Origin of the sequence: Pseudomonas sp. B2021, from assembly GCF_018135665.1 — a bacterium.
In the GTDB taxonomy this organism is placed as follows: domain Bacteria; phylum Pseudomonadota; class Gammaproteobacteria; order Pseudomonadales; family Pseudomonadaceae; genus Aquipseudomonas; species Aquipseudomonas lactis.
In genome coordinates, this window is the sequence record NZ_SMOF01000001.1 from 1,453,806 (window position 1) to 1,479,452 (window position 25,647).

The following is a 25,647-nucleotide window of genomic DNA, read 5'->3' on the forward strand; positions in this document are numbered from 1 at the left end:
TCGGCGGTTTGTCCATGGGGGCCGTGATGTCGATGTATGTGGCGTCCGAACACCCAGGGCAAGTTGCCGGGTTGCTGATGTATTCCACCACCTTGAAGTACGACGGCTGGAGCATCAACAAACTGGCGTTTCTCACGCCCTTGCTGATGAAAATTCCGTTCGGCGTACACATTTGCAGCTTCGAAGAGAAGCCGCCCTACGGCATCAAGAACGAGCGCCTGCGGGCCATCGTCGAGCGGCAGATGAAGGAAGGCGAAAGCAGCGAGGCGGGGTTGCTGACCATGGAAGGCATCACCGTGCGCGAGCTGCACCGTATGAACGCCGTGGTCAGGAAGCGCATGCCCCAGATCAAAGTGCCGGCGCTGGTGCTGCATTCCATCGAGGACGACATCACCAGCCGCTGGAACGCCGATTACGTGGAGCGCCACCTCGGCGGGCCGGTGACCAAGATCCTGTTGGACAACTGCTACCACATGATCACGGTCGATTTGCAGTACCGCCGCGTGATCGAGTTGAGTGCCAGGTTTGTCGAGCAGCACGCAGTTCTAAAATCAACGCAGGCCCCTGTGGGAGCTGGCTTGCCTGCGATGGCATCACTCAGGTCTGCCTGACGTACCCAGGCGCCTGCATCGCAGGCAAGCCAGCTCCCACATTGGATCGAGAAATAAGGGCAATCTGTGATAACCACCCAAGCCTACCCGACCATCCGGGCTATCCAGCGCGATGCCTGGAACGATTGTTTTTCCGGTGCCCTGGAGGATTGGGACTATTACCTGGCCGTGGAAAACGCCGCGATCGATGACTTCCAGTGGCGTTACCTGGCGGTCTTTGAGGATCAAACGCTGGTGGCGGTGGCGGCCGCGTTCGTCACCCATTATCGCCTCGACACCACCGTGTCGGGGGCCGGCAAGCGCTTGACCGAGCGCCTGGAGCGGCTGTGGCCGGGGGTTTTGCAACTGGCGTTGTACGCCATCGGTTCGCCGGTGGCTGAACGCTGTGATGCCGGTGTCGCCAGCCATGTGCCCGAATCCCAGCGCCCGTTGCTGTTGCAGCAATTACTGGCGGCTGCGCGCAGCGATGCCGACGCGCTCGGTATCGGCTTGCTGGCGGTCAAGGATGCGCCCACCAATGACCCGCATTGGGCCCAGAGCTGCATTGCCGCAGGTTTTCAAAGCATGCCCAGCTTGCCCACGGGGGTGTTGCCGCTGCCTTATGGCTCGGTGGATGCCTACCTGGGGTCGCTGGGCAAATCCACGCGCAAGGACCTGCGCCGCAAACTGCGCGCACCAGGGCCGCGGGTCGAGTGGCGGCGCAATATCGATGACGTGCTGCCCGAGGTCATGCGCCTATATGAAGCCACGCTTGCGCGCGCAGACTTGCAGTTCGAACGCCTGCCCGCCGGTTACTTCACGGGGGTACTCGAACACCTGCATGAGCGGGCGGTCTGTGTTCTGTACTGGGTGGACGAGCGCCTGGTGGCGTTCAACCTGATCCTGCTGGATGAGCATCGGCTGGTGGACAAGTTCTTTGGTCATGACCTTGAGTTCAGCCGCGAGTACAACCTGTACTTCCGTAGCTGGTTGACCAATGTCGACTACTGTATTGAACACTGTATTCCGGTGTACGAGTGCGGCCAGGCCGGGTATGCCAGTAAACTGCGCCTGGGGTGCGAGTTCGAGGGCAACAGCCTGTTCTTCCGCCACCGCAACCGGCTGGTCAACGGCCTGCTCAAGCTTGTAAAACTGTTTATTCGACCGGATCGTTCCGACCCTGCCATGGCTGCTGCGATAAGCGAAACCTGATGATTACCAAGACCCGCCAGAAAGCCCGCCCCTTTGCCATCTCGCGTTGGAGCGTCCAGCGCAAGCTGGTGCTGGCGTTCTGGCTGGTCAGCGTGATCCCCACCATGATCGCGGCTGAACTGGCCGCCACCACGCTGTCGCAGATTTTCGACAGTAACGTGCGGATCTGGCTGCAAGAGTCGACCAAGATCGTCAAGGACGAAATCGGCGACATCCTTCACGACAACGCACGCATGGCCAAGCTGTTCCTGCGCTACACCAGCCCGCCATCGTCCAAAAATGCCGAGCGGCATGACCGGCTCACCGCCGACATTGCCGATGCCACCGATATCGACGTGGTCGCGCTGATTCGCACCAGCGACCGCAAAGTGATGTTCAGCACGGCCGCCGATGACATCGTCAGGCAGATCAACCTCACCAGCAACGCGGTGCTGCAAACCGTGCAGGTCGCCGGCGTGAGCACGGGCCTGGTGGTGTCCACCTTTGAAACCAGCCGTGACGGCGTGGATTACCTGTTGCTGGTCGCCACTTACCTGGACAGCAGTTTCCTCACCAGCGTGGCCGATGTGCATTCCCTAGACCTGCGTTTGTACCTGGCCAACCCTGCAGGGTTTTCCGAAATATTTTCCACCCAGCGCTTCGCCAATCACCCCTCGCGCATCCCCAAGAATGTCGAGGCCTACCTACGTAGCACCAAGCAGCCCAGCGAACAGTTCACTAACCAATACAGCGGTTTGTACTGGCCGATTTTCAATGACGCCGGCGAGTTGCAAGGCGTGATCTTCAGCGGCCTGCTACGCCACACCAGCCTGGTGGGGTTGGTGAACCAGAGCAACCTGTTCGTGCTGATCTTCCTGGTCAGCTCGGCGCTGTCACTGGCGGCCGGGTTGTTGGTGTCGCGGCGCCTGACCAAGCCCCTGCGCGATTTGTCCCAGGGCGTGGATGCGGTGATCTCGGGCAGTTATGCGCACCGTGTGGTGGTCAGTGGCGGTGACGAACTGGCGCAATTGAGCAGCACCTTCAACCACATGACCGAACGCCTGGGCGAGTTGCACCATCTGGAAGCCCAACTGCGTCGGCGTGACCGCTTGCATGCCCTGGGTGAAGTCGCCATGGGCCTGGCTCACGAAATTCGCAACCCACTGGGCATCATCAAGACCGCCACCCAACTGTTGCATCGGCGCGCTGACCTGGCGGAAACCGACAAGCGTCACCTGGAATATGTCATCAGCGAAGTCAGCCGCATCAACGACCTGATTACCGAATTCCTCGATTTCGCCAAGCCCAACCCGCCGATACGCGTGCAGCAACCGGCACGCGCCCTGGTGGAAGAAATCCTCGGATTCTGCGGCCCGGAGCTGAGTAGCCATCGCATTGATGCCCATATCGACGACCAGGCGCCTGGCGCGACGATCTACGCCGATGCCAAGCAGCTCAAACAGGCCTGTCTCAACCTGATTCTCAACGCCATCGACGCGATGCCCGACGGCGGGCGCCTGACCCTGGGCATTCGCAGCGTGGGCGACAACACCGTGATCAGCATCGCCGATACCGGCGAGGGCATCCCTGCGGACATGGTGGAGCGTATCTTTACGCCATTTGTCACCACCAAGGCCTCGGGCACAGGCCTGGGCCTGGCCAAAGTCTATTCGATCATGGAAAGTCACGACGGCAGCATCGAATGCGCCAGCGAGAAAGATGCCGGCGCGACCTTCAGCCTGTACATTCCGGCTGACGGTGAAGACGACGGTGAAGATGAGGACGGGCATGACGCATAACGTATTGGTGGTCGACGACGAGCCCAAGCTCTGTGATCTGCTGACCCAGGCCTTGAGCCAGAACGGCATCCAGGTGTTCAGCGCGGGCAATGGCTTGCACGCGCTCAAGGTGCTGGGGGAGGAGGACATCGACCTGGTCATCAGCGACTGGCGCATGCCGGGCATGGACGGGCCGGCGTTGCTGGCCGAGATCAAGGTGCGTTATCCGACCCTGCCGGTAATCGTGATGACGGCCTACAGCACGGTGAAAAACGCCGTGCAGTCGATGCGTAACGGCGCCTATGACTACATTGCCAAGCCGTTCGACATTGACGAGCTGGACATCACCGTGGCCAAGGCCCTGCAATTTCGCGACATCATGCGCGACAACGCGCGCATGCGTGCCGAGCTGGACGAGCATGCGCAGTTCGACAGCCTGGTGGGCGACAGCCCGGCGTTTCGCCAGGTGCTCCAGGCGGTGGATTCGGTGCGTGACAGCAACGCCACCATCCTGCTGACCGGCGAAAGCGGCACTGGCAAGGAAATGGTCGCCCGTGCCATCCACAAGCATGGCAGCCGTGCCGACCAACCCTTCGTGGCGGTCAATTGCGCGGCCATTCCGGAAGGCCTGCTGGAAAGCGAGATGTTTGGCCATCGCAAAGGCGCGTTCACCGGCGCCGTGGCTGACCGGGTAGGGCGCTTCATGCAGGCCGACAAGGGCACGCTGTTTCTGGATGAGGTGGGTGATATGCCCTTGGCGTTGCAGGCCAAGATTCTGCGCGCCTTGCAGGAGCGGGTTATCGAGCCGGTAGGCGACCCCCGCGAGCGCAAGGTGGATGTACGGGTAATTGCCGCCACCAACAAGAACCTGCTGGATGCGGTGGCGGCCAAGGAGTTTCGCGAAGACCTGTATTACCGCCTCAATGTCTTCCCGATTCCGTTGCCGTCCTTGCGCGAACGCGTGGAAGACATCGCGCCCCTGGCGCGCCACTTCGCCCACACCCTGAGCGCGACCACCGGCAAACGCATCACCGGCTTCAGCCCCGAGGCCTTGCAAGCCATGGCGGCGTATCACTGGCCGGGCAACATCCGCGAGCTGCAAAACTGCGTGGAGCGCGCAACCATCGTGGCGGCTTCATCGGTGATCGAGGATATTGATTTGCCGGGGTATCTGTTTGCTTCCAAGCCGAGCGAAGGCGATGTGACCGCGATCCTCAGCGACGGGCCGGGGGTGCCGCGGGATCTGGATGCGGCGCTGGCCGAAGTGGAGAAAGCCTACATCCTTGCGGCGCTGCAGGAGAGCAATGGGGTGCAGGCGGCAGCGGCGCAGCGGATCGGGATTTCCGAGAGGAGCTTCTGGTATCGCCTGAAGAAGCTGGGTATTCAGGTAGACAAGATCGTGCGCTGATCTGAGTGTGGGAGCTGGCTTGCCTGCGATGATCGCTCCCACGCTTCGCGTGGGAGTGCCGCTGGTGACGCTCTGCGTCACGCGCGTGGACGCGGAGCGTCGTTGGCTGCATTCCCACGCGGGAGCGTGGGAACGATCTGCCGCGTTGTGTCAGGTGTGGAGGCGTACCCACACGCTGACCAGCACCGTCGCGGCCATCAACCAGGCCACGGCAGCGACTGCCAGCGATGCCTCCAACCGCATTCGATCCACCATCACATACAGCGTCGCCAAATACACAAAGTAGGGAATGATTGACCACATCCCGAACAGGATCGTGGTCTTCAAATCCTCAATCGAACGGCCTTTGCCGACGATGTAATGGGCGATCAGCGCAAAAGTGGGAAACAGCGGCACCAAGCCTGCGATGTAATAGTTTTTGGTCTTGGCCAGCGCCGCCAGGATCAGCACCACTGCGGCGCCAAGCGCAGCCTTCAAGAACAGATCCATCAGTGACTCAACCCGTATTTCTTGACCTTGTCGAACAGGGTGGTCTTGGCCATCCCCAGTTCCTGGCTGGCCTGGGTCAGGTTGCCGCCGCTGCGTTGCAGGGCATCGTTGAGCAGGTTGCGCTCAAAGGCTTCCACCGCCTCGGTAAAGGCAACCCCTTGGCTGCCGCTGCCGGCGCCGCTTTTTTTGAAGGCGGGCAGGCCGAGGGCGAAGCGTTCGGCGACGTTGCGCAGCTCACGCACGTTGCCTGGCCAATCGTGGCTCATCAGGCTGGACAGGGTCTGGTTGTCCAGCTCCGGCACGGCGCGGTCGAAGCGTAGCGACGATTGCTGCAGGAAGTGCTCGAACAGTTGCAGGATGTCTTCACGCCGCTCGCGCAGGGGCGGCAGTTCCAGGGTGACGACGTTGAGGCGATAGTACAGGTCGCTGCGGAACTGGCTGGCGCGGCTCAACTCGTCGAGGTCGGACTTGGTAGCGGCGATCACCCGGCAATCCACCGCCACGCTCTGGTTCGAACCCAGGCGTTCCAACGTGCGTTCTTGCAGCACTCGCAGCAATTTGATCTGCAGGTTGATCGGCATGCTCTCTACTTCATCGAGGAACAGCGTGCCTTGATGGGCATGCTCGATCTTGCCGATGCGACGTTTGCCGGCGCCGGTGAAGGCGTTGGCTTCGTGGCCAAAAATCTCGCTTTCAAACAGGTTTTCCGGCAGGCCACCGCAGTTGAGGGCAACGAACTGGTGGGTGTGGCGCCGGCTGAAATCATGCAGGCAACGCGCGACCAGTTCTTTGCCGGTGCCGGTCTCGCCTTCGATCAGCACGTTGGCCGAGGTATCGGCGACATTAGCAATCAGTTCGCGCAGGTTTTGCATGGCCGGCGAGCGGCCGATGATGCGGCCTTCCAGCGAGTCGCGCTCGGCCAGTTGCCGACGTAGCGACCAGACTTCCCGCGCCAGCCCGCGTTGTTCCAGGGCGCGGCGTGCCACGTCCACCAGGCGTTCGGGCGAGAAGGGTTTTTCCATGAAGTCGTAGGCGCCGTTACGCATGGCGCCCACCGCCATGGAGATATCGCCATGGCCTGTGATCAACACCACCGGCAGGCTTTTATCCAGGGCCTTGAGGCGGGTCAGCAGTTCCAGGCCGTCGATGCCCGGCAAGCGGATGTCGCTGATGACGATGCCGGCAAAGTTTTCGCCGATGCGCTTGAGCGCTTCTTCGGCGCTGCCCACGCCGACGCTGGTAATGTCTTCCAGCGCCAGTGCTTGCTGGCAACCGAGCAGTACATGGGGGTCGTCTTCGACGATCAGGACGGTGAGGTCTTGGGCTTGTGTATTCATGTCGACTCAACTCGTTGAGCGCCCACCAATGGCAGGTTCAGGACAAAGGCGGTACCACCATTGGCCGGATGTTCCACGGCCAGGCTGCCGCCGGTGGCGGCCGCGAGGCTCGCGGAAAGGGTCAGGCCCAGGCCCAGGCCTTGTTCGCCGGGCTTGGTGGTAAAAAAGGGTTCGAACAAATGCTTGCGTGCTTCGGGATCGATGCCGTGGCCATTGTCACGCACCAACAGGCGGTATTTGCCATCGCCGCTCTGGCCTTCCAACCACAGTTGCGGCGCCGCTTGGGCCTGCATCGCATCGAGGGCGTTGCCGATCAGGTTGACCAGGATCTGCTCCAGGCGAGTCTGGTCGATCTGCAATTGGGCATTGGCAAAATCACGGTGCACGGTCAACGGCAGGCTGTCCAGGCGCGCGCCGAGCACCTGGAACGCGGCGTCCACGGCTTTGCCGAGGCTGGCCTCGCCCTGGTCGTCACCGCGTCGGGCAAAGGAACGCAGGCTGGCGGTGATGCGACCCATGCGGTCGATCAGTTCGTTAATGGTCTTGAGGTTGGTGCTGGCGGTGTCCAGGGCGCCGCGCTCAAGGAAGCGTACGGTGTTGCCCGACAGCGTGCGCAAGGCCGCCAGCGGCTGGTTCAGTTCGTGGGCAATGCTGGTGGACATCTGGCCGATGGCTGCGAGTTTGCCGGCCTGAACCAGTTCGTCCTGGGCGTGGCGCAGGGTTTCTTCGGCCTGGCGTCGTTCGCGAATCTGGCCCTTGAGCCGTTCGTTGCTGGCGCGCAAGTCGGCGGTGCGCTCGGCGATCCGCCGCTCAAGCTGGCTGTTGGCTTCCTGCAAGGCTTCCCGCGCAGCGAGGCGGGTGGCGATGACCTTGCGCCGTTCGTTCCAGGCGATCAGCAGGAAGGCGACCAGGCCAAAGGCGACGGCCACCAGGATGCCCTGGTTGATCGCGGCGCGGCGCAGGTCGTTAAGTGGGGTGAGCAGGGTGAAATTCCACGGCGTGTCGTTGAGCGGGCGTGTTTGCGCCAGGTAGCTGACGGCGTGCTGGTCGTTGACCACTTCGGTGTTGGCCGGGAAGGTCAGTTTCTCGGTGCCTTCGTTCAGGCGCTCACGGGCCAGGGGTTGCAGTTCATTGAGCGTCGCCCAGTAATATTGCAGGCTGTGGGCCAGGCGGTCCTTGGTGTCATCGCTCAGCGGGCGTACGGCCTTGAGGCGACGCGCCGGGTCGCTGGAAAGAATAATGATGCCGTTCTCGTCGCTTACGAAGGCTTCAAGGCGCGCACGTTGCCAGCGTTCTTCAAGGGCTTCGAGGCGCACCTTGACCACGGCGACGCCGATGATCTTGCCGTGTTCTTCCAGGCCATGGGCCAGGTAATAGCCGGGCTCGCCGTTGGTGCTGCCGATGCCGTAGAAACGGCCGGGCTGGCCGCGTACGGCATTCTGAAAATAGGCGCGAAAAGACAGGTCCTCACCTTGGTAACTGTCGGCATCGCGCCAGTTACTGGTGGCCAGCACGCGGCCGGTGGTATCCATCACATAGATGGCGCGGCTGCGACTGCGGCGGTTCAGGCCTTCGAGGTAGTCGTTGACCGTCTTGCGGGTTTCCTGGTTCGGGTCGGCGAGCAGTTGGGAAACACTGGACTCCAGTTCCAGCAGGCTGGGGAGGTAGGTGTACTTGCTCAGTTCGCTTTCGACGGTGCGGGCGTGCAGCTCCAACTGGCGTTCGCCATTGTCGCTGAGGGTGCGGATGCCGTAGTAGTCACTGACCCAGAAGCCGATATAACCCAGGCCGACCATCAGGGCGATGATCAACGGCGGCAGGAACAGTTGGCGTATCAGACGAGGCTTCACGGCAAGTGATGGCGGCGCGGCGCGATATTGATTGGGGTCGCATTTCATCACAGATGCCTTGGGTCAGCTACTTCTCGCCTGCCAACTGTAGGAGCGAGTTGCTTTTAGTGCTGCAGGATTTTCTCAAGGAAGTGCTGCGCACGTTCGGAGCGGGCGCTGATGTCGCCGAAGAACTCTTCTTTCGGGCAGTCTTCGATGATCTTGCCGGCGTCCATGAAGATCACGCGGTCGGCCACTTTGCGCGCAAAGCCCATCTCGTGGGTCACGCACATCATGGTCATGCCTTCGTGGGCCAGTTGCACCATCACGTCGAGCACTTCGTTGACCATTTCCGGGTCCAGCGCCGAGGTCGGTTCGTCGAACAGCATGACGATCGGGTCCATGGCCAGGGCGCGAGCAATCGCCACACGTTGTTGCTGGCCACCGGAGAGCTGGCCAGGGTGCTTGTGGGCGTGTGCCGACAAGCCCACGCGGTCGAGCAGTTGCAGGCCCTTCTTGGTGGCTTCTTCCTTGCTGCGGCCCAGCACCTTTATCTGCGCGATGGTCAGGTTTTCGGTGATGGTCAGGTGCGGGAACAGCTCGAAGTGCTGGAACACCATGCCCACGCGCGAACGCAGTTTTGGCAGGTTGGTCTTCGGGTCGGCGATGGAGGTGCCGTCGACCACGATGTCACCTTTCTGGAACGGTTCCAGTGCGTTGACGCACTTGATCAGGGTGGATTTGCCCGAGCCGGATGGCCCGCACACCACGATCACTTCGCCTTTTTTAACCTCGGTGCTGCAATCGGTCAGCACCTGGAAGTCGCCATACCACTTGTTGATGTTCTTGATAGAGATCATACGGCAAACCTTTTTTGCAGACGCTTGACCAGCAGCGAGGCGGAAAAGCTGATGATGAAGTAGACGACACCGGCAAAGATCAGGAACTCATTGGAGCGGCCGATGATGTCGCCGTTGGAGCGGGCGGAGTTGAGGAAGTCCACCAGGCCCACGGTGTAGACCAGGGAAGTGTCCTGGAACAGGATGATCGACTGTTGCAGCAGCAACGGTGTCATCTTGCGGAACGCCTGGGGCAGGATGATCAGGCGCATGGTCTGGCCGTAGGTCATGCCCATGGCTTGTGCCGCCGCCATCTGGCCCTTGGGAATCGACTGCACACCGGCTCGTACGATTTCGCAGAAGTACGCGGCTTCGAACATCATGAACGCCACGACGCAGGAGGTGAATGCGCCGATCGGGGTGTCTTCACCCGTGATCCAGCGCAACACGAACGGCACCGCCAGGTAGAACCAGGTGATCACCAGCAGCAAGGGGATCGAGCGAAAGTAGTTCACGTAGGCGCCGGCCACGCGGGACAGCAGTTTGTTGGACGACAAGCGCATCAGGGCCAGGATAGTCCCGATGATGATGCCGCCGACCACGCCCATGACCATCAGCTTCAAGGTCATGACCATGCCGTTCCACAGGCCTGGAATAGCGGGGATGATGCCGCTGAAATCGAAGTCCATTATTTGCCCCCCACGGAGATCAGGCCGGGCACTGCGACTTTCTTCTCGACCACGCGCATCAGCAGCATCAGGCTCATGTTCAGGGTGAAGTAGATCAGCGTGGCCAGGGTGAAGGCTTCAAACAGGTTGGCCGAGAACTCGGCGGTCTGTTTGGTTTGCGCCAGCAGTTCCATCAAGCCGATCAAGGACGCCACGGAGGAGTTCTTGAACACGTTGAGGAATTCCGAGGTAAGCGGCGGAATGATGATGCGGTAAGCCTGGGGCAGCAGCACGTTCCAGTAGATCTGCGGCAGCTTGAAGCCCATGGCGCGCGCCGCGGATTCCTGGCCGCGTGGCAGCGCCTGGATACCGGTACGCACTTGTTCACACACACGGGCGGCGGTGAACAGGCCCAGGCACACCACGACGCTCAGGTAGGCCGAGGTGGTCGGGTTCAGGTCTTGTTTGTACCAGTCCTGCAGGTTCTGCGGCAGCATGTCCGGTACCAGGAAGTACCAGATGAACAGCTGAACCAGCAGCGGCACGTTACGAAACAGTTCCACGTAGCAGGTCGCGATGCCCGATACGAGGCGGTTTGGCACAGTGCGCATGACCCCCAGAATGGAGCCCAGCAGCAAGGCGATAATCCATGCCACGATAGCGATGGCGATGGTCCAGCCCAGCCCGGAGAGGTACCAGTCGAGATAAGTCTCGCTGCCCACGCCGGTGGACTTGAAGAACACGCCCCAGTCCCAGTTGTAATTCATTAGGGTCTCCCCTCGAGATCGATCGATGTACAAGCACCCGCTTGGGGAAGATCCGTTCCCGCCTGACGTTGAACGCCAGGCACACACGATCGGCTCGAAAACCGCCAGGTCGAGTGTTCCAAGTTAAAACCAGCAGGTAATTACAGACGCCTGAGGGAGGGTTGGCTCCCTCAGGACATAAGCTTAGTCAGGTATCAGATTTTTACTTCTGGCGCTGGTTTGTCGCTAGGGTTAGCGATCAGCTCCTTGACCTTGTCGCTCATCGGGAAGTTCAGGTTCAGGCCCTTTGGTGGGATCGGGCTTTCGAACCATTTGGCGTAGATCTTGTTGATCTCGCCAGACTTGTACAGGGCGACAATGGCGTCATCCACGGCTTTCTTGAAGTCCGGGTCGCCTTTGCGAACCATGCAAGCGTAGGCTTCGAATGACTGTGGAGTACCGGTAATGACCCAGTCATCAGGCTTCTTGGCCTTGGCTTCTTCACCGGCCAGCAGGGCGTCGTCCATCATGAATGCAACGGCGCGGCCGCTTTCGAGCATCTGGAAGGATTCGCCGTGGTCTTTGGCGGAGATGACGTTCATGCCCATCTGCTTGTCGGCGTTCATCGCCTTGATGATGCGCTCCGACGTGGTGCCGGCGGTGGTCACCACGTTTTTGCCTTTCAGGTCGGCAAAGTCAGCGTAGGACGGCTTGCCTTCCTTGTCTTTCTTGACCAGCAAACGGGTGCCGATTTCGAAGATGTTGACGGTGAAATCAACTTGCTGGGCGCGTTCGGTGTTGTTGGTGGTGGAGCCGCACTCCAGATCCGCGGTGCCGTTCTGGATCAGCGGGATACGGGTTTGCGAGGTCACCAGGTTGTACTTGGCTTTGAGGTCGGGTTTGTTCAGGTCTTTTTTCAGCTGCTCGACGACGGCCAACTGGATGTCGTGGGAGTAGCCCACGGGTTTGCCCGAACCATCCGCGATGTAGGAAAACGGAATGGAGCTGTCGCGGTGAGCGAGAGTGATGGTGCCGGAGTCGTTGATTTTCTTCAGTGTGCCGGTGAGTTCGGCGGCAAAAACTGGAGTGCTGATCAGAGCAGCAGCGATAGCTGCGCCCAGGATATGGGGAACGATGCGCATCAATACTTCCTCGACATTTGTTTTTTTTATGAAGCCAGCTGAACGGCTCTCTTGTACAGCGACTGCCCGTGACGGCTCCTAAGGCGCCTCAGGCAATCGTTGAAGAGTGTAGAGCATGAGTCGTGCCATACCGAAAATAAAAGGATAACTGCATGATTTATATGGAAATTAACTTTTTGTTTCGGCGATATTTTTGGTGGCCGGTCCGGCAAACCGAATAGCGCACAGGAGCTTGTTCGGAAAACCGAATAGCCTGGAGGAGCGAGCTTGCTCGCGAAAAACGCAAAAACGCCGCGTTTAGGCTGAATAAACGCGGCGTTCTCAGGTTTTTCGCGAGCAAGCTCGCTCCTACACGGTAGGGCGGTCAGGCGGCTTCGATCTTGCTGCGGCTCTGCTCGACCTTGGACAGGTAGCGTTGCAGGTTTTCCTGCTCCTGCTCGGTGGTGAACAGGCCAAGCTTGGTGCGGCGCCACAGCACGTCCTGCGGTTGTGTCACCCACTCTTCGGCGCACAGGTAATCGACTTCGCGGGTATACAGGCCGCCACCCAGGTGATCACCCAGGTCGGCGAGCGATTGCACGCCCTCCAGCAGGCGCCAGGTGCGGCTGCCGTAAGTGGTGGACCAGCGGCGGGCGATCTCGCTCGGTACCCAGTCGAACTTGGCGCGGATGGCGTCGGCCAGGGCTTCAGGGGTGCTCATATTTTCGCCGCCGGGCAGGCTCGCCGTGGCAGTCCAACTTGGGCGCATCTGGGTGAAGTACGGCGCCAGTTGGGCCATGGCCGACTCAGCCAGTTTGCGATAGGTGGTCAGCTTGCCACCGAACACCGACAGGATCGGCGCTTCGCCGGTGCCGCCGGACAAGGCCAGGGTGTAATCGCGCGTGATGGCCGATGGGTTGTCCGACTCGTCGTTGCACAGCGGGCGCACGCCGGAGTAGGTGTGAACAATATCGTCACGGCTCAGTTGTTTCTTGAAGTGCGCGTTGACCACCTTGAGCATGTAGTCGGTTTCACCTTCGGTGATCGCCACTGCAGCCGGGTCGCCGGTGTATTCGCGGTCGGTGGTGCCGATGATAGTCAAGTGGTTCAGGTACGGAATGGTGAAGACGATGCGCTGGTCTTCGTTCTGCAGGATATGCGCGTGGGCGCCTTCGTACAGGCGCGGCACGATCAGATGGCTGCCCTGAATCAGACGGATGCCGTAGGGCGAATCCAGCTTCAGGTCGTCCTTGATGAATTTGGCCACCCAAGGGCCGGCAGCATTCACCAGCGCGCGGGCGCGGATCGAGAACAGGCTGCCGTCGGCACGCTCCATGTTCATTTCCCACAGGCCGTTACTGCGATGGGCGCTGACGCAACGGGTCTGCGTGTGGATGTGCGCGCCTTTCTCGCGGGCCGCCATGGCGTTGAGCACGACCAGGCGAGCATCATCGACCCAGCAGTCGGAGTATTCGAAACCTTGGGTGATTTCGCTTTTCAACGGGCTGTCAGCACCGAACTTGAGGCTTTTGGAGCCTGCCAGTTTCTCGCGCTTGCCCAAGTGGTCATACAGGAACAAGCCGGCGCGAATCATCCACGCCGGGCGCAGGTGCGGGCGATGCGGCAGTACGAAGCGCATTTGCTTGACGATGTGCGGCGCTTTGCCCAGCAGCACTTCCCGTTCTGCCAGGGCTTCACGCACCAGGCGGAATTCGTAGTGTTCCAGGTAACGCAGGCCACCATGGATCAGCTTGCTGCTAGCCGAAGAGGTGTGGCTGGCCAAGTCATCCTTTTCGCAAAGGAATACCGACAAACCGCGACCGGCTGCGTCTGCTGCAATCCCGACGCCATTGATCCCGCCACCAATTACGGCAACGTCATAGACTTCGGCAAGCGGTGGAGCAGGCAAGGTGGAAGGGTTCATCGGCTGGCCTCGCGATCTTTTCGTCTTGGAATTCGAACATGAATGTTCATTTGCGAAAATGGTAGCTGATAATTGCGGGCACAGCCACCCGACTTCGATTGAAAAAACTCATCGAAGGGTGGGGAAAGGAAGAATTATGAACAAAGGTGAATGTATTGGTGTTAGTGAGGCCGTCATCGCGGGCAAGCCCGGCTCCCACATTTGACCGCATTTCAAACTGTGGGAGCCGGGCTTGCCCGCGATGACGCCTGAACAGGCGCTACACCACTTCCAGCCGCACCTTGTGCTCATTCAGCACTTGCACCAACGCCGGCACCGGCTGTTGGTCAGTCACCAGGCAGTCCACCAGGCTGATCGGCCCCAGGCGAATCATGGCATTGCGCCCGAATTTGCTGGAGTCTGCCGCCAGAATCACCTGTCGCGCATTGGCGATGATTGCCTGGGAAACCCGCACTTCCTGGTAATCGAAGTCCAGCAGGCTACCGTCCTCGTCGATCCCGCTGATGCCCACCAGGGCAAAGTCGACCTTGAACTGGTTGATGAAGTCGACACTGGCCTGGCCGACCACGCCACCGTCACGGCGCACATTGCCGCCGGTGAGCAACACATCGAAGTCGTCCTTGGCACTGAGCATGGTGGCGACGTTGAGGTTGTTGGTGATGATTTTCAGATGGCTGTGATTGAGCAGCGCACGGGCGATGGATTCGGTGGTGGTGCCGATGTTGATGAACAGCGAGGCGTGATCGGGAATCTGTGCGGCAATGGCTTCGCCGATGCGTTGCTTCTCGTCGCGCATCTGGTCGGCACGCATGGCGTACGCGGTGTTCTCGACGCTGGAGTCATAGGCTGCGCCACCGTGGTAGCGGCGCAACAGGTTGGCGTCCGCCAACTGGTTGATATCGCGGCGGATGGTTTGCGGGGTGACAACGAATAGCTGCGCCATTTCCTCGATACTGACATAGCCGCGTTCGCGGACCAGTTCGAGGATTTGTTGTTGGCGGGGAGGCAGATTCATGGGGCGTCCTTTGGGCTGCCATACAAAAGTGGCCCATGATGACGCAGGAATCCGCTCCCTGCCAGTTACACCTTATTCAGCGCTTTCGTGCGGCTCCCAGTCACGGGTGCGGCTCACGGCTTTTTGCCAGCCGGCGTAGAGTTTCTCTTTTGCCGCTTCATCCAGCTGTGGCTCGAACTCGCGTTCGATCACTGCCTTGCCGCGCAACTCGTCCAGGCTGCCCCAGAAGCCACACGCCAGGCCTGCCAGGTAGGCCGCGCCGAGGGCAGTGGTTTCACGCATTTGCGGGCGTTCGACCTGGGTGCCGAGTATGTCGGCCTGGAACTGCATCAGGAAGTTGTTGGCAACCGCACCTCCGTCCACGCGCAGGGCCTTGAGGCGTTCGCCCGAGTCCTGCTGCATGGCGTCGAGGACGTCGCGGGTCTGGTAGGCAATCGATTCCAGGGCTGCTCGAATAATGTGGTCTACGCGTACGCCACGGGTCAGGCCGAACAGTGCGCCACGGGCATACGGGTCCCAGTAGGGCGCGCCGAGACCGGTGAAGGCGGGTACCAGGTACACGCCGTTGCTGTCCTTGACCTTGCCGGCAAAGTATTCGGTGTCGTGGGCATCGTTGATGATCTTCAGCTCGTCACGCAGCCATTGCACGGTGGAGCCGCCGTTGAAGACCGCGCCTTCCAGGGCGTAGGCCACCTCTCCGCGCGGGCCGCAGGCAATGGTGGTGAGCATGCCGTGCTTGGATTTCACCGCCTTGTCGCCGGTGTTCATCAGCAGGAAGCAGCCGGTGCCGTAGGTATTCTTGGCCTGGCCCGCTTCCACGCACATCTGGCCGAACAGGGCGGCTTGCTGGTCACCGGCAATGCCGCCGATAGCAATACCGCTCTTGGTGCGGCCATAAATTTCCGACGACGACTTCACTTCCGGGAGCATTTCCCGGGGAATGTCGAGAATCTCCAGCATCTTCGCATCCCACTCCAGAGTGTGGATGTTGAAGAGCATGGTGCGCGAGGCGTTGGTGTAGTCGGTGACGTGGGTCTTGCCGCCGGTAAATTTCCAGATCAGCCAGCTGTCGACGGTGCCGAACAGCAGTTCGCCGTTGCGTGCACGTTCGCGGCTGCCTTCGACGTTGTCGAGGATCCACTTGAGCTTGGTGCCGGAGAAGTACGGGTCGGTCACAAGGCCAGTGGTGTCGCTGATGTATTGCTCATGGCCATCGCGCTTGAGCTGCTGGCAGATCTCGGTGCTGCGGCGGCATTGCCAGACAATGGCGTTATAGATTGGGCGCCCGGTGACCTTGTCCCAGACCACTGTGGTTTCACGCTGGTTGGTGATACCGATGGCTGCAACCTGGTCATGGTGCAGGCCGGCCTGGGCCAGCGCTTCGACCATCACCGCGCTCTGGGTGGCGAAGATTTCCATTGGGTCATGTTCGACCCAGCCAGCCTGCGGGTAATGCTGGACGAATTCACGCTGGGCGGTACACACCACGTTGGCGTCACGATCGAAGATGATCGCCCGGGAACTGGTGGTGCCCTGATCAAGGGCAATGATGTAGTTCTTATTCTGAAGGTCGGTCATGTCAATTGCCTTGGACGAAATAAGGAAGTCAGAAATCAGCCTGGGCCGTGAAGGGCAGGGGACCAGGCTGGCGCTTTCAGGAAATACGAGTCTTGCCGTTGACAGCCGTGTCAGGTGTTTCTTCAGCAATAGCCGGTGCGGCGCTCGGCAGGTGGCGAGCGATCAGACCGCGATAAGCCGCAGCACCGAGGCATGCGCCGACAATCGGGGCGAAAATCGGTACAAGGAAGTAAGGAATATCGCGACCGCCAGTAAAGGCCATTTCACCCCAACCGGCGAAAAAGGTCATCAGCTTGGGTCCGAAATCCCGTGCCGGGTTCATCGCAAAGCCGGTCAGCGGGCCCATGGCGCTACCAATCACCGCGATCAGCAAGCCGATCAGCAGGGGCGCCAGCGGGCCGCGTGGCAGGCCGTTGTTGTCATCGGTAAGGGCCATGATCACGCCCATCAGGATGGCGGTGATGACCATTTCCACCAGGAACGCCTGAGCCGTGCTCAGCAGCGCATGAGGGTAGGTTGAGAACACCGAGGCCAATTCCAGGCTGGCTTGGGAGCCGCGAACCATGTGGTGGGTTTGTTCGTAATCGAAAAACAGATTGCTGTAGAGCGTGTACACCAAGGCGGCGGAGCAGAAGGCGCCGGCGACCTGGGCAAGAATATAGAAGGGCAGTTTGCGCTTTTCAAAATCGGCAAAGATGCACAGGGCGATACTGACCGCCGGGTTGAGGTGAGCCCCGGAAATACCGGCGCTCAGGTAGATCGCCATGCTCACGCCGACCCCCCAGATGATACTGATTTCCCACAAGCCAAAGCTCGCACCCGCGACCTTGAGCGCGGCGACGCATCCTGTACCGAAAAAGATCAGCAGCGCGGTGCCCAGGAATTCGGCCATGCATTGGCTCGAAAGTGAAGGCTGTTGAAGAGCAGTTGTCATGGAAAACCTCAATTGTTGTTCTTGTCTTGCGCACGGCCTCAACGGGCAGTTGCGCGATATTCACCGCGCAAGGATCCCCATCCTGGGTCACGGCTTATTGCAGGAGTACCAAAGGATTATTCCTACGGTATTCGGAAACGAAAAAATATAGACAAGAATGACCGCTGTCAAAGGTCGAAAGTGAACCATTGGTCATTTCCGAACTATTGGTGTGGTGAATGATCATGCTCAAGGCGCGTCACTTTAGCGGTAATAGGACTGTGCTAGAGCGTTTCACGTGGTCTTGGCCTAGAATTGGCCATCAGTTTGCCCGCCCGGAGCCGCTATGACCCCCGCATTGGACCTGTTGAAAAAAGTTCGCGCCGAACATCGTATCCATAGTTATGAACATGATCCCAAGGCAGCATCCTATGGGCTGGAGGCCGCGGAGAAATTGAGCTTGGACCCGGCCCAGGTATTCAAGACGCTGCTGGCGAGCAGTGAGAAGGGTGAATTGTTGGTGGCGGTGGTGCCGGTCGTCGGAAGTCTGGACTTGAAAGCCCTGGCTCACGCTGCGGGTGTGAAGAAAGTCGAAATGGCTGACCCGGCAGCGGCGCAGCGCTCAACGGGTTATCTGTTGGGCGGCATCAGTCCGTTGGGTCAGAAGAAGCGGCTGCGCACGTTTATCGATGAAACGGCGCAACCCTTTGCAACGATTTTTGTCAGCGCGGGCAGAAGAGGATTGGAAGTTGAATTGCCAGCGGCGGTGCTGGCAGAACACACCCAGGCCAAATTCGCACCGATTGGTCGGACCTGATAATCATTCTTTGAAGTCTATGAGGATCAAAATGTGGGAGCTGGCTTGCCTGCGATAGCATCAACGCGGTGTGACAGATAACCCGAGTTGTCTGCATCGCAGGCAAGCCAGCTCCCACAGTTTGACCCGGTTTCGTCAGTGGGCGACGCTGTGGCGGCGCACGCCTGACTCAACAGCAGGAATCTGCGCCGCCGTGCTGCCGGATGCCTGGAACACCACCAAATGCTCAGCCGCCACACGAATCCCCACCTCTGCGCCCACTTGGTGATCGGCATGGCTGGGGAAAATCGACTCCAACTGAGCGCCGGTCGGCAGCTGTAACCGGTACAGCGTTGAGGCGCCGAGGAAGGTCTTGCCAACGATCCGGGCTTTTAACGCGCTGCCCGGTGCGTAAACGATGTCATCCGGGCGCAGCAGCACATCCACCGCAGCACCGGTCGGCAAGGTGTAGGCTCGGTTGCCGCGCAGGTCGCCCAGTTCAGTGCTGACCGATTCCGGTGAGTTCAATCGACCACGGATGAAATACCCCTGGCCTATGAAACTGGCGACGTAAGGCGTCTGCGGTTCGTGATAGAGGTTGTAGGGCGTGTCCCACTGCTCTAGCCGGCCTTCCTTGAAGACCCCGACATGATCACTGACGGCGAAGGCCTCTTCCTGGTCATGGGTCACCAGGATCGCGCTGGTGCCGCGTGCCTTGAGGATGTCGCGCACTTCATGGCTGAGTTTGCGGCGCAGCTCACCATCGAGGTTGGAAAAGGGTTCATCCAACAACAGCAGTTGCGGCTCCGGCGCCAGGGCGCGGGCCAGAGCGACACGTTGTTGCTGACCACCGGAAAGCTCATGGGGAAAGCGTTTGCCCAGGTTCTTCAAGTTGACCAGTTCCAGCAACTCGGCGACCACGCGCTCTTTTTGCGGGTGTTTGCGAATGCCAAAGGCGATGTTGTCAGCCACGCTCAGGTGCGGAAACAACGCGTAGTCCTGGAACACCATGCCGATACGACGTTTCTCCGGCGCAAGGGTGAACCCGGCACGGGAGATGACGTCGCCCGCCAGGCTGATTTCGCCTTCATGCACCGGCTCAAAGCCTGCAATCGCGCGCAGGGTAGTGGTCTTGCCGCAGCCCGAAGAGCCGAGCAGGCAACCGATATCGCCGGCGTTAAGGTGCAGGTTGAGGTTCTGCACCACACGTTGGTCTTGATAGCCGCATGCCAGATTGCGCAGGTTCAGCAGTAATGGCTGGCTCATGCGTGGTGGTACGACGGCGGGACGAGGAATTCGAGCAAGGCTTTTTGCGCATGCAGGCGGTTCTCGGCCTGATCCCACGCGACTGAGCGCGGATCGTCGAGCAGGTCCTGGCTGATTTCTTCGCCTCGGTGGGCGGGCAGGCAGTGCATGAACAGCACGTCCGGCGCGGCCAGGTCGAGCAACGCGCGGGTCACCTGGAACGGCGCGAATTGGGCCAGGCGTTTGGCGGTTTCGTCTTCCTGGCCCATGGAGGTCCAGACGTCGGTGCTCACCAGGTGCGCGCCGACCACTGCGTCTTTTGGATCGCGCAGCAGTTGCACACGGCCATCGGCCTTGGCCATGAACTCGGCGCTGGGCTCGTAGCCTTCAGGGCAGGCGATACGCAGGTGGAAGTCGAACTGGATCGCCGCTTCTATATAGCTGTTGCACATATTGTTGCCGTCGCCGATCCAGGCCACGGTCTTGCCTTGGATCGAGCCACGATGTTCGAGAAAGGTTTGCATGTCGGCCAGCAACTGGCAGGGGTGCAGGTCATCGGACAGGCCGTTGATCACGGGCACGCGGGAGTTGGCGGCAAATTCGGTCAGGGTGCTGTGGGCGAAGGTACGGATCATCACGGCGTCGAGCATGCGCGACATCACGATGGCGCAATCGCTGATCGGCTCACCACGACCCAATTGGGTGTCGCGCGGTGACAGAAAGATCGCCTGGCCACCCAGTTGGATCATGCCGGCTTCGAACGACAGGCGTGTGCGGGTCGAGGACTTTTCGAAAATCATCCCCAGTACACGGTTTTTCAAAGGCTCAAACAGTACGCCGCGGTTACGCAGGTCTTTAAGCTCAATGCCTCGACGGATCACGCTGACCAGCTCTTCGGGCGTGCAATCCATCAGGGAGAGAAAGTGCCTTGCGCTCATCATTAACTACCTTTTGCAACAGACCGCAGATACTCAAAGCCTTGTTTATAGCGACAACGGGCGAGACCTGCGGCGAAAGCCGCACGGGGCGACGAAATAGGGGAAGACGCGATATTGACATTAAATGTCGCGTTTTACCAATAGGGCTACGGCTTTAGGGGTGTTCAAGCAGGGCACTGACGCGCGTTTGAAGACGATTTCCTGACAGCAGCGAGCCATTTGTACACTGGCGTCCAGGCCTTTTGCAATGCGCGGGGGCGGGCTTGGGCTAGGTCGCGTCGGTTTCAGCGCCTGTGGGCAAGGTTTTTGAAACATTTGCTCATGCTTAGCCATGGCCTGGCCTATGCCCGTCGATTCACAACGCGAAGGTTGCTGGCGCCTCAAGGGGTCGCGGCCCATAGTTGAGCCAAAGCCCCTATAAAAGAGACTGGCCATGACCACGACTCTCCACCACCGTGCCTGCCACCTGTGCGAAGCTATCTGCGGCCTCACCCTGGAAACCACCCAAGCCCAAGACGGTAGCCTGGCGATCACCTCGATCAAGGGCGACCCCTTGGACAGTTTCAGTCGCGGCCATATCTGCCCCAAGGCCGTGGCCCTGCAGGACATCCAGAACGACCCGGACCGTCTGCACCAACCCATGCGGCGGGTGGGCAGCCAATGGCAGCCGATTGCCTGGGATGAAGCCTTTGCCCTGGTGGCCGAGCGGCTCGCGGGCATCCAGGCCCGGCACGGCCAGAACGCGGTGGCGGTGTATCAGGGCAACCCCAGCGTGCATAACTATGGGTTGATGACCCACAGCAACTACTTTCTAGGGCTGTTGAAGACGCGCAATCGTTTTTCCGCGACCTCGGTAGACCAACTGCCTCATCACCTCACCAGCCACCTGATGTACGGCCACGGCCTGTTGTTGCCCATACCCGACATCGACCAGACCGACTTCATGTTGATCCTCGGCGGCAACCCGCTGGCCTCCAATGGCAGCATCATGACCGTGCCCGATGTGGAAAAACGCCTCAAGGCCATCCAGGCGCGAGGCGGAAAAGTGGTGGTGGTCGACCCTCGGCGCAGCGAGACGGCGGCCATTGCTGACCAGCACTTGTTCGTACGCCCCGGCGGCGATGCGGCGTTGTTGTTTGGGGTGCTCAACACTTTGTTCACCGAAGGGCTGACACGCGATAGTCATTTGCCGGTGGAGGGCCTGGACGAGGTGTGCAGGGCGATCGCCGGCTTTCATGCCGAGGCCATGAGCCGCCAGTGTGCGGTGCCTGCCGAGCAGATTCGGCAGTTGGCCAGGGACTTCGCCGGCGCTGACAAGGCCGTTTGTTATGGCCGCATGGGCGTCTCGACCCAAGCGTTTGGCACGCTGTGCCATTGGCTGGTGCAACTGATCAACCTGGTGACCGGCAATCTGGACCGCGTCGGCGGCGCGCTCTGCACCAGCCCCGCGGTGGACCTGGTGGCCTCCACCAGCGGCGGCCATTTCAACCGCTGGCAGAGCCGCGTGTCCGGGCGTCCGGAGTACGGTGGAGAACTGCCGGTGTCGGCGCTGGCCGAAGAAATGCTGACCGAGGGTGAAGGGCAGATCCGCGCCCTGGTGACGGTGGCCGGCAACCCGGTGCTGTCCACACCTAACGGTCGCCAATTGGAGCAAGCACTGGACGGGTTGGAATTCATGGTCAGCATCGACCTGTATATCAACGAGACCACGCGTTATGCCGACCTGATCCTGCCTTCCACCTCGGCGCTGGAAAACGATCACTACGACACCACCTTCAATCTGTTTGCGGTGCGCAATGTCACGCGCTTCAATCGCGCCATCCTGCCCAAGCCTGAGGGCGCATTGCATGACTGGGAGATCTTTGTCGGCCTGGCCAAGGCATTTGCGGCGCACACTGGCGTTGCGCTTAAGCCCACCCTGCCACCGGCGCAGATGATCGACTTCGGGCTGCGTGCGGGTGCCTATGGTGACGCATCCAGTCATAAGTTATCGGTGGCGATGTTGGCAGAGCATCCCCATGGCATGGACTTGGGGCCGCTCAAGCCCAACCTCGCGGCACGTTTGAAAACCGCGGATGGCAAGGTGCAAGCAGCACCGCTCGTGATCCTCGCAGACCTGGCGCGTTTCGCCGCGCAGCCGGTGCCGATGGCCGACGAACTGTTGCTGATTGGCCGACGGCATGTGCGCAGCAATAATTCCTGGATGCATAACTATCACCGGCTGGTAAAGGGCAAGCCACGCCATCAACTGTTGATGCACCCCGACGACCTGACCCGTCGGCAGTTGAGCGATGGCCAGCGCGTGCGAGTGAGTTCGCGCACCGGCATGATCGAAGTGGAAGTGGTGGCCAGCGCGGACATGATGCCGGGTGTGGTCAGCCTGCCTCACGGCTGGGGCCACGGTCGCCCAGGCGTGCAGATGAGCATCGCGAGTAGCCAGCCGGGAGCGAGTGCCAATGACTTGACCGACGAGCGGCAATTGGATGAGTTGTCGGGTAATGCGGCGCTTAACGGCGTACCGGTGAAGGTAGCGGCGGCCTGAGCATCCCGCTGGATTTTTGCGTTACAATGCGCCACCGTGCCGACCCGTGAGTCGCAAAGTTCCTGCAGAGGTGTTCCATGGATATCATCGAAACGATCAAAGAGCAGATTGCCAACAACACCATTCTGCTTTACATGAAGGGCGCACCTAACGCGCCTCAGTGCGGTTTCTCCGCGAAAGCGTCCCAGGCCGTGATGGCATGTGGCGAGAAGTTCGCTTACGTGGATATCCTGCAAAACCCTGAAATCCGCGCCAACCTGCCAAAGTACGCCAACTGGCCGACTTTCCCGCAGCTATGGGTAGCCGGTGAGCTGGTTGGCGGTAGCGACATCATCACTGAAATGGCAGCTGATGGTTCCCTGCAAACGCTGATCAAAGGCGCAGCAGCTAAGACTGACGCCTAATAGGCGAGCAATAAAAAGCCCCGCTTCTCACAAGAGAGCGGGGCTTTTTTTGAGCTTTTCTGTAGGAGCGAGCTTGCTCGCGAAGAACGTCAACGATAACGCAGCGCGCCTGGTTTAACGCGTTGCCTGGGAGTCCTTCGCGAGCAAGCTCGCTCCTACAGTGATAACAAGCGCAGTTATTCACCCATCTGCGATTGCAGGTAATTCTCCAGGCTGACCTTGTCGATCAGGCCCAGCTGGGTTTCCAGCCAGTCGATATGCTCTTCCTGGTCTTCCAGGATATCTTCCAGCAGTTCACGGCTGCCGAAATCACCCTTGGTTTCGCAGTGAGCGATGGCGGCCTTGAGGTCGCTGTGGCTCTTGCGCTCAAAGCCCAGGTCGCTGTTGATCATTTCCTGGGTGTGCTCGCCGATGTTCAGCTTGCCCAGGTCCTGCACGTTCGGCAGGCCTTCCAGGAACAGGATGCGCTTGATCAGCGCGTCGGCGTCCTTCATGGCCTTGATCGACTCTTTGTATTCACGCTTGCCGAGCTTTTCCAGGCCCCAATCGTCGTACATGCGCGCATGCAGAAAGTACTGATTGATCGCGACCAGTTCATTGGCAAGGATTTTGTTGAGTTGCTGGATGACTGAGATGTCGCCTTTCATGACTGGGGTCCTGCCCTGTAATAGCTGTGTATAGGGCGGAGTCTGAGCGGTGAAAATCCTAGTGTCAAACCTAAGTTATTGAATAATAAATGAAAATTAATCGGAATAAGAATGTTTGTGTTCCGCGTCTTGGTGCTAACTATTTGAATTGATGGCATAAAAAAACCGGACACTAGGTCCGGTTCTTCAAAAACATGCCTATTCAAGCGTGTTTAAATTCTGCTGGGTAGGGGAGCGCGGCCTGGGCTGTTTGCAGCTGCGTCAGGGTTTCCCGTACCACTTGCTTGGCTAGGCAAGCACATTTGCCACACTGGCTGGCTACGCCGGTGGTTTCACGTACTTCCTTATAGCTGCAGCAACCTTCGTAGATTGCTTCGCGGATTTGTCCGTCGGTGACGCCAGTGCAGAGGCAGACATACATAAGTGAGAACCGTCGCGGGTTTGAGGCTTAAGTGCGATGGATCTTAATGTTAACGAGAATGATTGTCAAAATAGTTTCATCCCCAATCCAGCGCACATTGACCATGCGCTGACGAACGGTTTTTTCGGTGTATGATGGTCGGTCTTTACGAAGCGTGATTGCGTCATGTTTCTGTCGATTTTCCCCGGCAGACTTGACCTGTCCTTTTACTTCAATCGTCACCCCACATCAGGAGATACCCTATGAGCGTACTCGTCGGTAAACAAGCCCCGGATTTCGACGTACCAGCCGTGCTCGGCAATGGCGAAATCGTAGACAGCTTCAAACTGTCTGAAGCCATCAAAGGCAAATACGGCCTGGTGTTCTTCTACCCGCTGGACTTCACCTTCGTCTGCCCGTCGGAGCTGATCGCCCTGGACCACCGCATGGACGATTTCAAGGCGCGTAACGTTGAAGTGGTCGCGGTTTCCATCGACTCCCACTTCACCCACAACGCCTGGCGCAACACCGCCATCAATGATGGCGGCATCGGCAAAGTCAAATACACCATGGCTGCCGACATGAAGCACGACATCGCCAAGGCCTATGACGTTGAGTCCGAAGGCGGCGTGGCGTTCCGTGGCGCGTTCCTGATCGACGACAAGGGCATTGTGCGTTCGCAGATCATCAACGACCTGCCGCTGGGCCGTAACATGGAAGAACTGATCCGCCTGGTCGACGCGCTGCAATTCCACGAAGAGCACGGCGAAGTCTGCCCTGCCAACTGGAAAAAAGGCGACAAAGGCATGAACGCTTCGCCAGAAGGCGTTGCGGCATACCTGACCGAGAACGCTGGCAAGCTGTAAGCCAACGTCGTGGTATTAAAAAACCGGCCTGTGAAGGCCGGTTTTTTTGTGGGTGGGGACTTGCTCCCGTGACGGCCTGACAGCCTACGCTGGTCTACCTGACACCCCACAATCCAACTGTGGGAGCTGGCTTGCCTGCGATGGCGGCCTACCAGCCAACACTTCTCTACCTGACACCCCACAATCCAACTGTGGGAGCGGGCTTGCTCGCGAAGGCGGCCTGGCAGTCAACACAGTTGGATTGTGTGCATATCCACTGCTGCGGTAACGGCCACTTAGGGTTCCGCCCTGGCGGCTCACTTTCGAAAAGCCGGAATGCCGGCCCAGACAAAAGTAAGCAAAACGCTCTTGCCCCACCACTCGGCACCTCGCTTAGGCTCGGT

The 25,647-nt window shown here is 59.7% G+C and carries 23 protein-coding genes; 8 read left to right on the plus strand and 15 right to left on the minus strand.

The genetic code is table 11. From position 1 onward, the window contains the following. From E1K68_RS06430 to E1K68_RS06445, 4 genes are all read left to right on the plus strand, one after another. On the plus strand, positions 1-611 hold a 611-nt coding region (locus E1K68_RS06430; RefSeq protein ID WP_212613887.1), incomplete at its 5' end, for an alpha/beta hydrolase. A 66-nt stretch (positions 612-677) separates the two neighbouring features. Continuing rightward, positions 678-1,802 carry a GNAT family N-acetyltransferase gene (locus E1K68_RS06435; RefSeq protein ID WP_057712010.1) on the plus strand — a complete coding sequence of 375 codons (1,125 nt, stop codon included), beginning with the start codon at positions 678-680 and terminating at the stop codon, positions 1,800-1,802. Beyond that, positions 1,802-3,580, plus strand: coding sequence for a HAMP domain-containing sensor histidine kinase (locus E1K68_RS06440; protein ID WP_034135825.1), 1,779 nt, complete (start codon positions 1,802-1,804; stop codon positions 3,578-3,580). The genes E1K68_RS06435 and E1K68_RS06440 overlap by 1 nt, the downstream gene beginning before the upstream one ends. Then, positions 3,570-4,967, plus strand: coding sequence for a sigma-54 dependent transcriptional regulator (locus tag E1K68_RS06445; RefSeq protein ID WP_014717128.1), 1,398 nt, complete (start codon positions 3,570-3,572; stop codon positions 4,965-4,967). The genes E1K68_RS06440 and E1K68_RS06445 overlap by 11 nt, the downstream gene beginning before the upstream one ends. A gap of 150 nt (positions 4,968-5,117) precedes the next feature. On the opposite strand, the gene E1K68_RS06450 is transcribed toward E1K68_RS06445, so the two are convergent. The 11 genes from E1K68_RS06450 to E1K68_RS06500 form a co-directional block, all read right to left on the minus strand. Further along, positions 5,118-5,456, minus strand: coding sequence for a GlpM family protein (locus E1K68_RS06450; RefSeq protein WP_034135823.1), 339 nt, complete (start codon positions 5,454-5,456; stop codon positions 5,118-5,120). Continuing rightward, on the minus strand, positions 5,456-6,793 hold the full coding sequence (locus E1K68_RS06455) for a sigma-54 dependent transcriptional regulator (RefSeq protein ID WP_003188948.1): 1,338 nt from the start codon (positions 6,791-6,793) through the stop codon (positions 5,456-5,458). Before E1K68_RS06455 ends, E1K68_RS06450 begins: the two co-directional genes overlap by 1 nt. Next, positions 6,790-8,691, minus strand: coding sequence for a sensor histidine kinase (locus tag E1K68_RS06460; RefSeq protein WP_057712008.1), 1,902 nt, complete (start codon positions 8,689-8,691; stop codon positions 6,790-6,792). The genes E1K68_RS06455 and E1K68_RS06460 overlap by 4 nt, the downstream gene beginning before the upstream one ends. A 56-nt stretch (positions 8,692-8,747) precedes the next feature. Continuing rightward, positions 8,748-9,482, minus strand: coding sequence for an amino acid ABC transporter ATP-binding protein (locus E1K68_RS06465; protein WP_003188952.1), 735 nt, complete (start codon positions 9,480-9,482; stop codon positions 8,748-8,750). Beyond that, positions 9,479-10,150 carry an ABC transporter permease subunit gene (locus E1K68_RS06470; RefSeq protein WP_003188954.1) on the minus strand — a complete coding sequence of 224 codons (672 nt, stop codon included), beginning with the start codon at positions 10,148-10,150 and terminating at the stop codon, positions 9,479-9,481. Before E1K68_RS06470 ends, E1K68_RS06465 begins: the two co-directional genes overlap by 4 nt. Further along, positions 10,150-10,896 carry an amino acid ABC transporter permease gene (locus tag E1K68_RS06475; protein WP_003188956.1) on the minus strand — a complete coding sequence of 249 codons (747 nt, stop codon included), beginning with the start codon at positions 10,894-10,896 and terminating at the stop codon, positions 10,150-10,152. The genes E1K68_RS06470 and E1K68_RS06475 overlap by 1 nt, the downstream gene beginning before the upstream one ends. A gap of 194 nt (positions 10,897-11,090) precedes the next feature. Next, on the minus strand, positions 11,091-12,017 hold the full coding sequence (locus E1K68_RS06480; protein ID WP_003188957.1) for a glutamate/aspartate ABC transporter substrate-binding protein: 927 nt from the start codon (positions 12,015-12,017) through the stop codon (positions 11,091-11,093). A gap of 364 nt (positions 12,018-12,381) precedes the next feature. Then, positions 12,382-13,920, minus strand: a complete 1,539-nt coding sequence (glpD, locus tag E1K68_RS06485) for a glycerol-3-phosphate dehydrogenase (RefSeq protein WP_003188959.1) — start codon at positions 13,918-13,920, stop codon at positions 12,382-12,384. Between the two features lie 259 nt (positions 13,921-14,179). Beyond that, complete coding sequence (locus tag E1K68_RS06490) at positions 14,180-14,935, minus strand: DeoR/GlpR family transcriptional regulator (protein WP_003188962.1); 756 nt, start codon at positions 14,933-14,935, stop codon at positions 14,180-14,182. Positions 14,936-15,007: 72 nt separating this feature from the next. Continuing rightward, positions 15,008-16,513 (minus strand): glycerol kinase GlpK, encoded by a 1,506-nt coding sequence (gene glpK, locus E1K68_RS06495; protein WP_003188963.1) that lies wholly within the window; start codon positions 16,511-16,513, stop codon positions 15,008-15,010. Between the two features lie 76 nt (positions 16,514-16,589). Continuing rightward, positions 16,590-17,447: an MIP/aquaporin family protein gene (locus E1K68_RS06500; protein ID WP_014717136.1), complete on the minus strand. Its 858-nt coding sequence runs from the start codon at positions 17,445-17,447 to the stop codon at positions 16,590-16,592. 325 nt (positions 17,448-17,772) lie between these two features. Here E1K68_RS06500 and ybaK point away from each other — a divergent pair, with 325 nt between their 5' ends. Beyond that, positions 17,773-18,243 carry a Cys-tRNA(Pro) deacylase gene (gene ybaK, locus E1K68_RS06505; RefSeq protein WP_034135819.1) on the plus strand — a complete coding sequence of 157 codons (471 nt, stop codon included), beginning with the start codon at positions 17,773-17,775 and terminating at the stop codon, positions 18,241-18,243. A 135-nt stretch (positions 18,244-18,378) separates the two neighbouring features. Here ybaK and E1K68_RS06510 read toward each other — a convergent pair whose 3' ends face one another. Both E1K68_RS06510 and argF read right to left on the minus strand, forming a co-directional pair. Continuing rightward, positions 18,379-19,488: an ABC transporter ATP-binding protein gene (locus E1K68_RS06510; protein WP_034135818.1), complete on the minus strand. Its 1,110-nt coding sequence runs from the start codon at positions 19,486-19,488 to the stop codon at positions 18,379-18,381. Further along, a complete protein-coding gene (gene argF / locus E1K68_RS06515) occupies positions 19,485-20,405 on the minus strand; it encodes an ornithine carbamoyltransferase (protein ID WP_003188973.1) in 921 nt (306 codons plus the stop codon). The genes E1K68_RS06510 and argF overlap by 4 nt, the downstream gene beginning before the upstream one ends. 433 nt (positions 20,406-20,838) lie before the next feature. Between argF and E1K68_RS06520 the strand changes: the two genes are divergently transcribed. Both E1K68_RS06520 and grxD read left to right on the plus strand, forming a co-directional pair. Then, positions 20,839-22,947, plus strand: coding sequence for a molybdopterin oxidoreductase family protein (locus E1K68_RS06520; RefSeq protein ID WP_094775441.1), 2,109 nt, complete (start codon positions 20,839-20,841; stop codon positions 22,945-22,947). Positions 22,948-23,024: 77 nt separating this feature from the next. Then, the gene (gene grxD / locus E1K68_RS06525) at positions 23,025-23,351 is read left to right on the plus strand and encodes a Grx4 family monothiol glutaredoxin (RefSeq protein ID WP_003188975.1); all 327 of its coding nucleotides are present in this window, start codon (positions 23,025-23,027) and stop codon (positions 23,349-23,351) included. A gap of 176 nt (positions 23,352-23,527) precedes the next feature. Here grxD and bfr read toward each other — a convergent pair whose 3' ends face one another. Both bfr and E1K68_RS06535 read right to left on the minus strand, forming a co-directional pair. After that, the gene (gene bfr / locus E1K68_RS06530; protein WP_003188976.1) at positions 23,528-23,998 is read right to left on the minus strand and encodes a bacterioferritin; all 471 of its coding nucleotides are present in this window, start codon (positions 23,996-23,998) and stop codon (positions 23,528-23,530) included. Positions 23,999-24,200: 202 nt separating this feature from the next. Further along, positions 24,201-24,419, minus strand: a complete 219-nt coding sequence (locus E1K68_RS06535; RefSeq protein WP_003188977.1) for a bacterioferritin-associated ferredoxin — start codon at positions 24,417-24,419, stop codon at positions 24,201-24,203. Positions 24,420-24,661: 242 nt separating this feature from the next. Here E1K68_RS06535 and E1K68_RS06540 point away from each other — a divergent pair, with 242 nt between their 5' ends. Beyond that, the gene (locus tag E1K68_RS06540) at positions 24,662-25,264 is read left to right on the plus strand and encodes a peroxiredoxin (RefSeq protein ID WP_003188979.1); all 603 of its coding nucleotides are present in this window, start codon (positions 24,662-24,664) and stop codon (positions 25,262-25,264) included. Positions 25,265-25,647: the final 383 nt, after the last annotated feature.